Origin of the sequence: Burkholderia sp. Ax-1724, from assembly GCF_011752995.1 — a bacterium.
Taxonomy (GTDB): Bacteria; Pseudomonadota; Gammaproteobacteria; order Burkholderiales; family Burkholderiaceae; genus Paraburkholderia.
This window is the reverse complement of record NZ_VWWL01000030.1, coordinates 11410-25971: the sequence shown is the minus strand read 5'-3', so window position 1 is coordinate 25971 and position 14562 is coordinate 11410. Positions and strand designations below refer to the sequence as shown.

Sequence of the window (14562 nt, the reverse complement as noted above, 5' to 3'; positions counted from 1 at the left end):
CGGGCTCCTTGGCGTCACGCGCTTTGCAGTTGACGGCCCACCGGCAACTGCCGCAGCCGCTTGCCGGTGGCCGCGTAGATCGCATTGGCCAGCGCGGGCGCGAGCGCCGCCGTGCCCGGCTCGCCGATGCCGCCGGGCGCCTCGCCGCTCTTCACGATATGCACGTCGATTGGCGGTGTCTCGTTGATGCGCAGCATCCGGTAGTCGGTGAAGTTGTTCTGCTCGACGCGGCCGTCCTTGATCGTGATCTCGCTATAAAGCGCCGCCGTGATGCCGAAGATGATGCCACCCTGCACCTGCGCCTCGATCGTGTTCGGATTGACGACCATGCCGCAATCGACCGCACACGTGATGCGCTTGACGGACACCTCGCCCTGGTCGACGGCGACGTCGACGACGATCGAGAAGAAGCTGCCGAACGCATGCATGACCGAGACGCCGCGCCCCTGCCCTTGCGGCAGCGCGCTGCCCCAGTTCGCGGCCTGCGCGGCGGTATTGAGCACGTTCAGCGCGCGCGGCGATTTGCCGAGCAGGCTGCGCCGGTACTGCACCGGATCGATCTTCGCGTGCGCGGCGAGTTCGTCGATGAAGCTCTCCACCACGAACGTGCCGCGCGTCGGCCCGACGCCGCGCCAGAACGCAGTGGGCACCGCTTGCGGTTCCTCGCGCACGTAATCGACGAGCTGGTTCGGCAGGTCGTACGGCAGATCGGCGGCAACTTCCACCGCGTCGGGATCGAGCCCGTTCCTGAACGCGGGCGGCGCGAAGCGCGCCATGATCGACGAGCCGGCAATGCGATGCTGCCACGCGACCGGCTTGCCGTTCGCGTCGAGCCCGGCCGAGATCGTGTCGTAGTAGTACGGCCGGTACATGTCGTGCTGGATGTCTTCCTCGCGCGTCCACAGCACCTTCACGGGCGCCGACACCTGTTTGGCGACCTTGACCGCCTGCGTGACCATATCGGTTTCGAGCCGCCGGCCGAAGCCGCCGCCGATCAGATGGTTGTGCACGATGATCCTGTCGGCGGGCAAACCGGTGACGGCCACCGCCGCATCGACGACGCGCGTCGGCACCTGCGAGCCGAGCCAGATTTCGCACGCATCGGCGCGCACGTGGACCGTGCAGTTGACCGGCTCCATCGTCGCGTGCGCGAGAAACGGCTGCTGGTAGACCGCATCGACGCGCGACTTCGCATCGCCGAACGCGCGGCCCACGTCGCCGTCCTTGCGCGCGACCGCGCCGCTGCGTTGCGAGGCCGCCGCGAGATCGTCGACGATCGTCTTCATCGACACCTGTGCGCCCGCGCCCTCGTTCCACTTGATGTCGAGCGCCTGCACGCCGCGCTTGGCAGCCCATGTGTGGTCGCCGATCACCGCCACCGCGTTGTCAACCTTGATGATCTCGCGCACGCCGGGGATCGTCTTCGCATGCGTATCGTCAACGCTCGCGAGCGTGCCGCCGAACACCGGGCAATTCGCGATCGCCGCGTAGACCATGCCGGGCAGGCGCACGTCGAGCCCGAACAGCGCGGTGCCGTCCACTTTCTCGGGCGAATCGAGCCGCTTCGCGGGCGTGCCGATCAGCCTGAAATCCTTCGGCTCCTTGAGCGGCACGTTCTGCGGAACCGGCAGCGCGGACGCGGCCTGCGCAAGCTGACCATAGCTCGCGCTGCGCTTGCTGGCCGCGTGAATCACATGGCCCGCCTGCGCGTGGCAACTGGCCGGATCGACCTGCCATTGCCGCGCGGCCGCGTTGACGAGCATCACGCGCGCGGTCGCGCCCGCGCGGCGCATCGGCTCCCACGCGAAACGGATCGACGTGGAGCCGCCCGTGAGCTGGCCGCCGAGCAGCGGGTCGCCGAAGAGCTTTTCGTTGGGCGGCGCGTGATCGAGCGTGACCGCGTCGAGCGGCACTTCGAGTTCTTCGGCGATCAGCATCGGAATCGACGTATAGACGCCCTGGCCCATCTCGACCTTCGGCATCACGAGCGTGACCTTGCCCGCGGTGTCGATCTGGATGAACGCGTTCGGCGCGAACACGCCGCTTTGCGGCGCCTCGTTCGCGTCGCCGCCGATCACGCTCCTGCCGGTCTTCTGATCCTGGCTCGAAGCCGGCATGCTGAAGCCGAGTAGCAGACCGCCGCCGGCCGCGGCGCCGACCGTCACGCCGAATTTGAGGAAGCTGCGCCGCGAGATGCCGCGCGCGGGCTGCGTATCGTCGTTCGACGGCTGCGCGCCGTTCTGTGCATCGAGCAATCCCTGGGACATGTCAGGCTCCCTTCGCGGCATGCTTGATCGCCGCGCGGATGCGGTTGTAGGTCCCGCAGCGGCAGATGTTGCCGGCCATCGCGGCGTCGATGTCGGCGTCGCTCGGGTTGGGATTGCTCGCGAGCAGCGAGGCGGCCGACATCACCTGCCCCGACTGACAGTAGCCGCATTGCACGACGTCGAGTTCGCGCCAGGCCTCCTGCACTTTCTGTCCTGCCGGCGTGGCGCCGACCGCTTCGATCGTGACGACCTTGCGCTCGCCGACGGCGGCCGCCGGGAACACGCACGAGCGCACCGCGACGCCGTCGAGATGCACGGTGCATGCGCCGCATTGAGCGATGCCGCAACCGAACTTGGTGCCGGTCAGGCCGACGAGATCGCGCAAGACCCACAGCAGGGGCATGTCGGGGGGTGCGTCGACGGTATGGGTTTGGCCGTTGATATTGAACGTTGTCATGCGCGGCTCCGGTGGAATTTATAGTGTGGGATTCAGGCTGTTTATTCAGGCTGCTTATTCATACTGTTTAGACAGCGGCACCGCATCGGAACGCAAAGACTCGCCGCGTTTGTTCGACACGCCGGGCTAATCACGCGATGCTGGTCGGTCCTGATGAAGCATGTGCCGCTAACAGTCCGGCTGATTGTAGTCGTGAGAAACGAAGTTTGCTTCGCAGGTGTGCAGCGCGCCTCGTGCGCAAGTATCGCGCATCAATTCCGAGACGTATCTCGATATAGGCTGCGATACATGTCCCGATGCCTATATCGAAGCCCATGCCGATGCTTGTCCCGATGCCTGTCTCGAAGCCCATGCCGATGCACGGACCCACGCCCGGCAACGGGATGCAATCAATGCGTTACCATCGACGCATCTACCTGCTAGCGTTAGAGCGGGAAGCGGCGCGCGGTATCGTGACGCCGCCCGTGATGCGTATTGCGACGCGCTATTGCGTCGAGCCAACCGATCCGAAGGAGCCGCCGATGAACGACCCGCAATGCACTCAATTCCTCGCGGACATTCGCAAGCCGCTGCTTGCGCTGCACAAGGCGATTCTCGATCACGAGCGCGCGGCGTACGAAAAAGAATTCGGCCCGGTGACGCCGGCGGCGTTTCTGCAGGTGCTCATCAACGGCTCGGGGTTTCGCTGGCTCACGCCGCTTTCGACGGTGATCGCGAGCGTCGACGAAATTCTCGACGACGAGGAAGCCGATGCGGGCGACCGCCTTGCGGCCGCGGAAGCCCTGGTCGGCCTGTTCTCGCCCGATCAGCCGAACAATGCGTTTCTGCCGCGTTATCTGCCGTTGTTGCAGGCCGATCCGGCGATCCTGCATTACCACGGCCAGGTGGCGCAATTGCTGCGCGGCGTGCAGGCGAAGTAGGTGCGGCTGCGGCCGTGTGATTGCCGGGTTGTTCCCGGCAGCGTATCGGACGGGAGTCGTGTGTTTGAGGCACGCGTTTGACGGGTTTGATCGGCGCGTTGCTTTGCCCGTTGCTTCACCTGTCGATTCGCGCGATGGTGCGTGATCGCGAATGACCTGATGACGAACGCACGGCCGGCTCCTGTATTTCCTCACCGTTGCAGGAGCGGCGTCGGGTCGTGAATACGTGTTTCATTCGCCGCATGACGGTTGCACGCGAATGATGTCTGGGTGGCGAATAGCCTGGATTGCCTTCTATCTCCGGCACAAATACACCTTGCTCGAAGGCATTCCTCGTTCGATTCGCAAGAATGCGGGCGCGCGCCACCACGGTTCGCTCGATCAAACGCTTTCGTGCCTGCGCCGTGCAAGGAAATTACCTGGCTTTGCTGACTAAAACCAGGGTGAGCTTTTGCGGGAAGCGTTCGAAGCCGGTTGCGGCGAGCGGCTAACAGGCTTTCGCCATGTCTGGCATAGCGAAAGCCGATACAACAACAGACTCGACGCTAACCGCGCGCCTGCGGCAGATACGGCAACGGATCGACCGGCTTGCCGTCGTGGCGCACCTCGAAACCCACCGACACCCGCGAGTTGCTTTCGTCGCCCATTTCGGCAATCTGCTGTCCCTTGCGCACGACGTCGCCCATCTTGACCAGCAGCTTGCGGTTATGCGAGTACGCCGTCAGAAAGTCCTTGTTGTGCTGCACGATGATGAGACTGCCGTAGCCGTTCAGTCCCGTGCCCGCATACATGACCTTGCCGTCGGCGGCAGCGCGCACCGGGTCGCCGGGCTTGCCGCCGATTTCGATACCGCGCGTTTCGCCCGGCTGGAACGCTTCGACGACGCTGCCCGACGCAGGCCATGCGAGCGTCACGCTGCTCGCGTGCCGGCGCGTCTCCTGCGTGACTTCGCGGACCTCGGCGGCATCGGGAACCGGCGCTGCGGACTGCGCTAGCGCCTGAGCAGAGGCTGGCGCCGAAGCCTGCGCCGACGTTTGCGGCAGCGCCGCCCCCGCCGACGCCACACCCGCCGCGGACCTCGCAGCCGCCGCATTAGCCTGCTTCACCGCCCCCACCGTTTCCGGCGACGCGACATGCAGCACCTGCCCCGGCCTCAACCGCGACGACGGCTTCATGCCATTCCACGCCTGCAACTGCCTGACGCTCACATGATGATGCTGCGCGATGCGCGCGAGCGTGTCGCCATGCTTGACGCGATAAACGAGCGGCGGCGCTTTTTTCAGCGACGTGCTCTGGTTGGCGTCGATGGTCAGCGCCGCAGACGCCGCGCCATCGGCCGCCACGCCCGTTACCGCCGTATTCGCCGCCGGCACGCCGGAGGCGGCCGTCGCACCCGACGCCGCGCCGTTCTGCGCGTTCTGCTGCCCGACGTTCGCACAACCGCTGACTGCCAGCGCAACCCACACGCCGGCGAGACTGGCCAGTCTCGTTCTGTCGAAACGTTTTTTCATCCTGTTCGACTCCTGCCTTGTTCATGGACGGACCGGATGTCGCCATGCCGCAGCGCTGCGCGCGATCTCGTGCCGCGCGGCCTCATCTGCGGCACGGCGAGACCGCCTCGTACGGCGTTCATCCCATGCCCGGCCGGCCCGTTCCAATCGCTGCCGAAGGCCGGTCATGTCCGGACTCCAGACATCAAAACCGCGCAACTCCAGCGAAACAGATCGGATCGGGACCGGATTGCCGATCAAAATTCCGGCGAAATTGTAAAGTGACTTTTAACGAAAACGCCCCGCTTCGAACACTCTGATACAACCGTTACCAGCCGGATTCCCGCCCATGGCCTACCGATTCGGCGGAAGCGGATAGCCGACGCGGCTGGAAGCGGAAACGCCGCCGTCCGGTGAACGATTCGCGTTTATTTAACATTTGTCATATCGGCAGGCATGCCCGGAACTTGAATTGCCGGGCATCGCGGCTGCGGACCGGGGTGGAATACGCGCCGTTAAAAGAGCGGACCCACGCCCGGTCCAGGGATAGAAATAAGGAATAAGGAGATAAAGACAAGACAGAAATAGAGATTTCGCTGCGCCTGCTCGCCGCAAACAAAACCGCCAGGCTCCGGCAACCTCGCGCCCTGGCGGAAAAGGCAGAAGAAAAAACCGCGTTACACCAACCAATAACGCGCAGCGTGAAAACGCTAGAACTTATGCCGGATAGCCGCGCGCACGACGACCTGCTTCGACGTCGACGAGGGCGACTGCGTGCCCGGAATAAACGCGTAGTCGAGAATCGACAGCGTGGAGTCGCCCGTCAGTTGCTGATACTCGCCCTGCAGATAAACGTCAGTGCGCTTGGACAGGTTGTAATCCGCCATCAGCCCGAACGTATGGATGCGCGGCTTCACGCCGCCGTTCGACGCGTCGTAGGTTTCCATCGTGTAGACGTACTGCGCGCCGACGAACAGCATCGGCGAAATCTGATACTTGCCGTTCACCTCGAAGTTCTGATACTTGAGCGAGTTCAGCAGCACGCCCGGCGGCGTCACGGGAACCAGCGGCACGAGCGGCGCGATGCCGAGATAGCCATTGCCGGTCGGATCGAGATAGTTCGAGTTGCTGTAGACGAAGCCAGCCGTCGCCGGGCCGAACGTATAGGTCATGCCGCCGCCGAACACGCGCATGCGCGTCGCGACGAAACCGGCGTCGTTGGCGGTGATCGCGCCGTTCGAGCCGTTGCCCGGGTTGTCGGCCTGCAGATACGCCGCCGCGACGAGCAGGCCGCCATACGCGTACTGCCCGCCGAAACTGTAGGCGCGATTGTTCGCGAAGCCGGTGTCGTTGCTGAAGCTGTAGGTGCCGCCGAACTGGAAGCCGCCAATCGACGGGCTCGTGTACTTGACCGTGTTGTCGAGGCGGAACGTGTTGTCGGTGTTGTCGTTGTCGTACGGGTGCGAGAACAGCTCGCCGGCCCAGCTGCCGTTGGCCGTGGTCTGCGCCAGATAGTCGACGACCGAATCGTACTGACGGCCGAACGTCAACGTGCCGTACGGCACCGAACTCAGGCCGACGAACGCCTGGCGGCCGAACAGGCGGCCGCCCTGTTCGAGCCGTCCGGAATTCAGGTCGAAGCCGTTTTCAAGCTGGAAGATTGCCTTGAGACCGCCGCCCAGTTCCTCGAAACCCCTGAGGCCCCAGCGGCTGCCCTGCGCCAGCCCGCTCGCCAGTTCGTAGACATGGCCGCGGCCGGCATTGTTGGTGTAGTTGATGCCTTCGTCGATCACGCCATAGAGCGTGACGCTGGTTTGCGCGCGCGCAGGCACGACGAAAGCGGCGGACGCAGCAATGGAGACAGCCAGCGCGAACACTTGCCTGTTCATGATGATCTCCCTGCACTTCGAGTAACAGGACAACTCGATCCGGTCGCTTTGTTCTTGATTGATGCTTGTTCTCGATGCCCCGGGCAGTTCTGCCGACTGCTCCGTTCACCTGCGCGTTCCGGAAATCGTCACACGACGGCGGCTGGCCGTCCATGAGAGGAAGCGCCGATGATCGAGAATGTTGCTAATTCTCCACTCGGTGTGCTTGCCCCTTTTTTCGTCAGCGGGGTTCGGGTAAGCGACGGCGCGCGTGGCGCGTGAGCACGGCGAAGATGAGTCGCCGATAAGGGGCCGCCGATGCGGTAATCCGCATGGCGCCGTACCGTTCCCAACAGCTTTGTCACAGAAAGAAATATAATCGGGCGCCTTTGCTGCGACGCAGCGGAACTCCGCGCCGCACCGGGGGTCAGGTTTACAGTCCGTTGACACGGCGCTCCGCCGCCGGTCGAGCGCGGCAACGCGGGGCGCGGACTGGGCGCATGAAGAGCGCAGCCCGCCGCGACACCCCACCCCATACTAAAAACGCCGTGTGAGACACCCGCCCCGCTGGATCAGCGTGGCCGTCTCACGGGGCTGCTTTTGACGCAAACAATGCAACAATCCTCGTCCCGTCTGATCGAACTCGATTTTTTCCGCGGACTCGTGCTGCTGATCATCGTCGTCGATCATATTGGCGGCAGCATTCTGTCGCGCGTCACGCTGCATGCGTATGCGCTGTGCGATGCCGCCGAAGTGTTCGTGTTCCTCGGCGGCTTCGCGACCGCCACGGCCTATGCCGCACTCGCCGAGCGGCGCAGCGAAACGATCGCGCGCGGCCGCTTCCTGCGGCGCTCGTTCGAGATCTACCGCGCGTTTCTCGTCACCGCCGGGCTCATGCTGCTCGTGAGCGCGGTGCTCACCGCATTCAGCATCGACGGGCCGAATCTCGCCACCACCGACCTCGACGACCTCATCGACACCCCGCTCGCCGCGCTGCGCGACATCCTGCTGCTGCGCCGCCAGCCGTATCTCGCCTCGGTGCTGCCGATGTATGCGTTCTTCGCGCTGCTCGTACCGGCCATCCTGCCGCTCGCGCGCCGCCAGCCGTGGCTGCTGCTCGCCGGCAGCGTCGCGCTGTGGGCCGGCGCCCCGGCGATCGGCCAATACCTGCCCTCGGCACCCGACATGCACTGGGACTTCAACCCGTTCGCGTGGCAGCTGATGTTCGTGCTCGGCGTGCTCGCGCGCTGCCAGCCGGTTTATCAGCGCGTGAGCGCGCACCGGCTCGGCTGGCTCGTCAGCCTGTGCGCGCTCGCGGTGGTCGCGGGCGCCGCCTACTACAAGCTCGTTCTCGAGCATGCGCCGCTGCCCGGCAGCCTCAAGCAGAACCTGTCCTACCTGCGCGCCGGCAACTTCCTCGCGATCGCGTGGCTCACCGCGAATCTGATCCAGCTCGGCTGGGCGAAAAAGCTCGCCCGCCGGCTGCCGTGGATCGGCCTGATCGGACGTCAGGGCTTGCTGTGCTTTATCGCCGGCGCGGTGATTTCGCTCGTGATCGACTCGGTGCTGTATGCCGCCACCGACGGCTATCTGAACTATCCGCTCGGCCTGCTCGCCGATGCGGCGGCCGTCGGCGCGCTGTTCGCGGTCGGGCTTGGCGTCGAGCCGCTCAAGCGCTATGTCGGCCGGCTCGTCGCGACGCGGCTCGGCACGCCGTCCTGAGCGCGCCAGCCGCGTCGGACGTAGATCGACACGCCTCGCATCCGCCTCAAATCCGGTACCAATGCTGATAGCATGACGGCCGGCGCGCGAACCGCGCGCCGGTCTCCCACCCTGACATGCGTCGACTCTTTAGCCTCGCCCTCGTTGTGCTTTCCGTCGCTGTCGGCACGCCGGCGTTCGCGAGCACGGTCGCGAACCGCAGCTTCCATTCGAATACGCTCGGCCGCGACTGGAACTACACGATCTATCTGCCTGGCGCCTATCGCTCGGACGGCCCGCGCCTGCCGGTGCTCTACCTGCTGCACGGCAATAACGGCGACGCCAACGACTGGCTCACCCAAGGCCATCTGCAAGGCACGGCCGACACGCTGATCGAGCGCAAGGACATCCCGCCCGTCGTGATCGTGATGCCGCAAGGCGGCACGGACTGGTACGTCGACCGCAAGGAAAAAATGGAGACCGCGTTCTTCGACGATCTGCTGCCCGAGATCGAAACGCACTACGCGGTCGCGACGCAGCGTAGCGGCCGGATGATCGGCGGCGTCTCGATGGGCGGCTTCGGCGCGCTACGCTACGCGCTCACGCAGCCGGAGCTGTTCTGCGGCGCGCTGCTGCTGAGCCCCGCGATCTATGCCAACGAGCCGCCGCGCGCGTCGGCGGCGCGGCGCGTCGGCGTGTTCGGCGAGCGGCAGTTCGATCCGCGCATCTGGCACGAGCTCAACTATCCGGCGCAGTGGGACCGCTATATGAGCCGGCCGTACCGCCTGCCGATGTTCATCGCATCCGGCGACGACGACCTCGACATCCAGGCCGACGCCTCGGTGCTGTACACCCATCTGCGGCTCGCGGGCAATCCGGCGGCGCTGCGCATCATCGACGGCGGGCATACGTGGGACGTATGGAGCGCACTGCTGCCCGCCGCGCTCAAATACACGCTCGGCTGCGTGAGCGTGAAACCGCCGCCGGTCGAGCGTCCGCTCGATCACCCATCGATGCATCGGCCTTGAGCCGCGCGCCGGCACGGCGCGAACAGCGGACCGCGCGCCGTGCCGTCCGGTTCGCGGGCGGCACGGCGCGCAAAACACGCGCTACTGCACGAGATCGGTCCACAGCACCATCAGCACCGTCATCAGCGCGGGGCCGATGAAAATGCCGAGCAGCCCGAACGTCTCCGCCCCGCCGAGGATGCCGAACAGCACGAGCAGGAACGGCAGGCGCGTCGAGTTGCCGATCAGCACCGGCCGCACGAAATGCTCGGCGACGAACACGACGATCGAGCCGAATACGGCGAGCCCGATCGCGCCGGCAACCGAGCCTTGCGCGAGCAGCCACAGCGCCGCGAGGCCGAACGTGATCGGCGCGCAGAACGGCAGCATCGCGGCGATCGCCGTGACGAAGCCGAGCAGCGCCGCATGCGGCAGGCCGGTCACGAAATAGGCGACGCCGAGCAGCAGGCCCTCGCCAAGCCCCACCACGACCAGCCCCGCCACCGTGCCGCGCACGGCGGTCGCCATGTGCTGGACGAGGTTCGCGCCGCTCTCGCCGAAACCGCGCCGCACGGCCTTCAGCAGCGAGCCCGACAGACGCGGCCCCGCCTGGACAATCACGAACAGCGTAACGAGCGTGAAGCCGAACACCATCGCCGCATGCACGGCGCGCGCGCCGAAATGGCGGCCGAGCGTCATCACCGTGCCGCTGTGCAGCCCCTTGATCGCGGCGGAATCGCGCAGCGGCTGCGCGAGATTGGCCTGCCACCACGCGGCGATCTGCTGCGCGCCGAACGGCAGACGCTCGACGAAGCCCGGCAGCGCGATGCCGCGCTCCTGGACGCCGCGGAACCAGTCGCTCAGTTCGCGCGCCTCGTGCAGCGCCTGGGCGACGCCGAGCCCGACCGGCAGCAGCACGAGCAGCGCGATCACGACGGTAAATACGGCGGCGAGCAGCGTCATGCGCCCCTTGAACCAGCGGCTGCCCGCCACCCGGTGCAGCAGCGGCCACAGCGCGATCGCGACGACGCCCGCCCACGCGACCGCCACGATGAAATCGCGCACGACCCACAGCGCGAGCAGCACGAGCCCGCTATACAGCACGAGCGAGGCGGCCTTCTGTTTTTTCAGACGCTCCGGAGTGGGCGACGACGCATCGGGAGCAGGAGGAGGTACTGCGGGTGGCCTTGAAATCATGTGAACTCTGGTTTTCCTGAGGGGGTGCGCGCGAGCCGACCCGAAAATTTCAAACCCGCTAAACTGGCGGCTCGGTCCCCCATCGACCCTCACATCTTAAAGGAAGCGCCGGCGCTCCTTGCGGGTGGCCGCATCGTCGCATTGACGGCAATACAGCGTTGCAAAAATTCACACTATTAAAAAATTACATAAAAAAGCGCCCAACGTCCGTCATTTCAACCAATCGTACGACTGGCTTACGATTATTTCTGTTTAGAGAACAGAGTTTCAACCGCGGCACAATGGCTCTTGGGCGCGCACCAGTCTACATTCGGCACTCCACAATACGGAGCCGATGATGACCGTAGAGTCCATCCTTCTTGACGCTACCAATGGCGTGCGCATCGAAATTCTCGAGAGCTCCGACACGACGCTGGTCATCCGCTGGGTTGAGCCTGGACGCTGCCACTATGGCGAGCAACGCTGGCGGCGCAGGTCGGCGCATACCTCGGGGACTTGCGCGGTGTCGCATCGCAAGATTCGCCGCGGCGACGCGGTATTCAAGCCCGCCGAGCGGCCGGCACCGTCGAATGCGGCCGCGATGATCTGCGCCGAAATCCTCGAACCGATTCTCGAAGCCGCCTGACGACCGGGCTGGCGCGGCGGCCGCGCCGCTTGTTTGACGCTTGCGCGGCTTTTGTGCCGCTTGTGACGCTAGCGCGGCTAGTGCCGCTTTTTGCCGCCTGTGCCGATACATGCCCGTTGCGGTTTGGCGCGAGCGCCGGGGTGCGCTCGCCCGCTGCGATTTGCGCGACTTGCGCACCTCGGCTTCCAGCCTGCCCCGACTGCCTTTGCTGTCCTTGCGCGCACGGCACGCGCAAGCGCGGCCCACGACGCCCGGCAGCGCCGAACGCGCCGCAGCCCCGGGTCGCTCCCCGTCGATTGCAGCCCCGCGCCCCGTGCGTTAAGGTGGACTCGTTGCGCCCGCTCCCGCACGCCGGCCTGCTGCCCGGCACCTGAGTGCGCGCCGTCCACCCACCGCGCCGCGCCCGCCGCGACGCCGTTTGAGGGCCGATCATGGCAGAAGACACGCCGCACACCCCCACGATCCCGGCAGCGTCCGCCTCGCCCACGCCATCGCCGATCGCGGGCACGCCGATCGCCCCGCAGCAGTTCTCGCTCGACGTGCTGCTCGAAAAATACGCGAAAGGCGACGAACAATCGGCCGACGACGTCTTTCGCCGCGTCGCGCGCGGCGTCGCCGAGGCCGAGCCGCCGGAACTGCGCGCGCCGGTCGAGGCGCTGTTCGTGGACAACCTGCGGCACGGCGCGCTCGGCGCGGGCCGCATCATGAGCGCGGCGGGCAGCGGTATCGCCGCGACGCTGATCAACTGCTTCGTGCAGCCGGTCGGCGACTCGATTCAGGGCGTCGACGAGCAGGGACTGCCGGGCATCTACGTGGCGCTGCTGCAGGCGGCCGAAACGATGCGGCGCGGCGGCGGCGTCGGCTACAACTTCTCGGCGATCCGGCCCAAGGGCGCGCGCGTTCATACGACCAGTTCGTCGGCATCGGGCCCGTGCAGCTACATGGACGTGTTCGACGCCTCGTGCCGCACGGTCGAAAGCGCGGGCTCGCGGCGCGGCGCGCAGATGGCCGTGCTCGACTGCGACCACCCCGACCTGCTCGAATTCATCGAGGCCAAGCATTCGAAGGGGCGCTGGAACAACTTCAACGTGTCGGTCGGCGTGACCGACGCATTCATGCGCGCGGTCGAAAACGACGAGCCGTGGCAGCTGGTCCATCGCGCGGAGCCGTCGCCGGCACTGCGCGCGGCCGGCGACGTGCGGCGGCGCGAGGACGGCCTGTGGGTCTACGGCGAGCACCCGGCGCGCGCGATCTGGGAGCGCATCATGCGCTCGACCTACGACGTCGCCGAGCCCGGCATCGTGTTCATCTCGCGCATGAACGAGGACAACAATCTGCGCGCCGTCGAAACGATCCGCGCGACCAATCCGTGCGGCGAGCAGCCGCTGCCCGCCTACGGCTGCTGCAACCTCGGGCCGCTCAACCTGACGCGCTTCGTCGTCGATCCGTTCGCGCAGTTGCAGGGCCGTGAGCCGTCGTTCGACTGGGACGGCCTCGCGCAACGCACGCGCACCCAGGTGCGTTTTCTCGACGACGTGCTCGACGTCACGCTCTGGCCGCTGCCGCAGCAATACGACGAATCGCGCGCGAAACGGCGCATCGGCGTCGGCTTCACCGGGCTCGGCGACACGCTCGTGATGCTCGGGCTGCGCTACAACGCGCAGGAGGGCCGCGACTTCGCGGCGCGCATCGCACGGCTCATGCGCGACGAGGCGTACCGCGCGTCGGTCGAACTCGCGAAGGAGCGCGGTGCGTTCCCGTTGTTCGACGCCGCGCGCTATCTCGAAGCGGGCACCTTCGCGTCGCGCCTGCCCGACGACGTCCAGCAGGCGATCCGCCGCGACGGCATCCGCAACAGCCATCTGCTGTCGATCGCGCCGACCGGCACCGTGAGCCTCGCATTCGCGGACAACGCCTCGAACGGCATCGAGCCGGCCTTCTCGTGGACCTACAAGCGCATGAAGGTGATGGCCGACGGCGGCCGCGAATCGTTCGACGTCGAGGACTACGCGTACCGGCTCTACCGCGAGCTCGGCGGCGACGTGAACCGGCTGCCCGACTACTTCGTCAGCGCATTGCAGATGTCGGCGCGCGACCATCTCGAGATGATGGCGGCGGTGCAGCCGTACGTCGACACGTCGATCTCGAAGACCGTCAACGTGCCCGCCGACTATCCGTTCGACGCGTTCGAAAGCCTCTATTTCGACGCATGGAAAAGCGGCCTGAAGGGCCTCGCCACCTATCGCCCGAACGACACGCTCGGCGCGGTGCTGAGCGTCGCGCCCGTGCAGGCCGACGACACGCTCGCCGACAGTGATCTCGACCCGCTGCGGATCGCGATGGATCACCGGCCGAAGGGCGAGTTGCCGGCAGTCATCGAGAAGGTCGAGTATCTGACCCAGGCGGGCAAGAAGTCGCTGTACGTCGCGGTGTCGTTCATCGAGGTGACGGGACGCCTCGGCGGCGAGGACGTGACGATCGAGCGGCCGATCGAGTTCTTCATCCCGACCGGTCAGCGCGACGAGTCGCAGCAATGGATCACGGCGACGATGCGCTCGCTGTCGCTCGCCGCGCGCGGCGGCTTCGTCGCGCGCAATCTGCAGGACATGCGCAAGGTGTCGTGGGATCGCGGCCAGGTGCGGCTGGGCGACGTGCAGCGTCTCGACGGCCATCGCGCGCCGCGCTGGCACGATTCGGAAGTGGCCGCGCTCGCGTTTGCGATCCAGCAGATTCTGTATCGGCGCGGCTTTCTCGACGCCGAAGGCAATCAGGTGCCGTCGCGGCTGCTCGCGCGCTTGCCGCGCGGGCAGATGAAAACGGACACGGCGTTATCGGCCGATTTCGGCATGCGCGCCCATCCCGAAGACGGCGCGGACGCGCTGCTGCAACCGGCCAGCGCCCAAGGGCTGCAGACGATGCTCGGACGCAAATGCGGTTCGTGCGGCGCGAATGCGGTGATTCGCAAGGACGGCTGCGATTTCTGCACGGCGTGCGGCGAGGTGGGGGCCTGCGGGTAAGGCCGCAGAGGGC

General features: G+C 66.2%; 10 protein-coding genes. 5 read left to right on the top strand and 5 right to left on the bottom strand.

The features are described 5' to 3' along the window. Positions 1-14 precede the first annotated feature (14 nt). Together F3J19_RS28510 and F3J19_RS28505 are read right to left on the bottom strand one after the other, a co-directional pair. The gene (locus F3J19_RS28510; RefSeq protein ID WP_167049167.1) at positions 15-2267 is read right to left on the bottom strand and encodes a xanthine dehydrogenase family protein molybdopterin-binding subunit; all 2253 of its coding nucleotides are present in this window, start codon (positions 2265-2267) and stop codon (positions 15-17) included. A 1-nt stretch (position 2268) separates the two neighbouring features. Continuing rightward, positions 2269-2724 (bottom strand): (2Fe-2S)-binding protein, encoded by a 456-nt coding sequence (locus F3J19_RS28505; protein ID WP_167049165.1) that lies wholly within the window; start codon positions 2722-2724, stop codon positions 2269-2271. 521 nt (positions 2725-3245) lie between these two features. On the opposite strand from F3J19_RS28505, the gene F3J19_RS28500 reads away from it, so the two are divergent. Beyond that, positions 3246-3644 (top strand): hypothetical protein, encoded by a 399-nt coding sequence (locus F3J19_RS28500; protein WP_167049257.1) that lies wholly within the window; start codon positions 3246-3248, stop codon positions 3642-3644. A 545-nt stretch (positions 3645-4189) separates the two neighbouring features. Here F3J19_RS28500 and F3J19_RS28495 read toward each other — a convergent pair. Then, entirely contained in the window at positions 4190-5155 is a 966-nt protein-coding gene (locus F3J19_RS28495) for a peptidoglycan DD-metalloendopeptidase family protein (protein ID WP_167049163.1), read from the bottom strand. Positions 5156-5844: 689 nt separating this feature from the next. Then, positions 5845-7023, bottom strand: a complete 1179-nt coding sequence (locus F3J19_RS28490) for a porin (RefSeq protein ID WP_167049161.1) — start codon at positions 7021-7023, stop codon at positions 5845-5847. Positions 7024-7614: 591 nt separating this feature from the next. Between F3J19_RS28490 and F3J19_RS28485 the strand changes: the two genes are divergently transcribed. Beyond that, the gene (locus F3J19_RS28485) at positions 7615-8724 is read left to right on the top strand and encodes an OpgC domain-containing protein (protein WP_167049159.1); all 1110 of its coding nucleotides are present in this window, start codon (positions 7615-7617) and stop codon (positions 8722-8724) included. Positions 8725-8840: 116 nt separating this feature from the next. Continuing rightward, positions 8841-9731 (top strand): alpha/beta hydrolase-fold protein, encoded by an 891-nt coding sequence (locus F3J19_RS28480; RefSeq protein WP_167049157.1) that lies wholly within the window; start codon positions 8841-8843, stop codon positions 9729-9731. An 81-nt stretch (positions 9732-9812) separates the two neighbouring features. Here the strand turns inward: F3J19_RS28480 and F3J19_RS28475 are convergent, their stop codons facing one another. Next, complete coding sequence (locus F3J19_RS28475) at positions 9813-10907, bottom strand: AI-2E family transporter (protein WP_167049155.1); 1095 nt, start codon at positions 10905-10907, stop codon at positions 9813-9815. 337 nt (positions 10908-11244) lie between these two features. Here F3J19_RS28475 and F3J19_RS28470 point away from each other — a divergent pair, with 337 nt between their 5' ends. Further along, positions 11245-11532 (top strand): DUF3331 domain-containing protein, encoded by a 288-nt coding sequence (locus tag F3J19_RS28470; RefSeq protein WP_167049255.1) that lies wholly within the window; start codon positions 11245-11247, stop codon positions 11530-11532. Between the two features lie 431 nt (positions 11533-11963). Continuing rightward, on the top strand, positions 11964-14549 hold the full coding sequence (locus F3J19_RS28465) for an adenosylcobalamin-dependent ribonucleoside-diphosphate reductase (RefSeq protein ID WP_167049152.1): 2586 nt from the start codon (positions 11964-11966) through the stop codon (positions 14547-14549). The last annotated feature ends 13 nt before the right edge of the window (positions 14550-14562 follow it).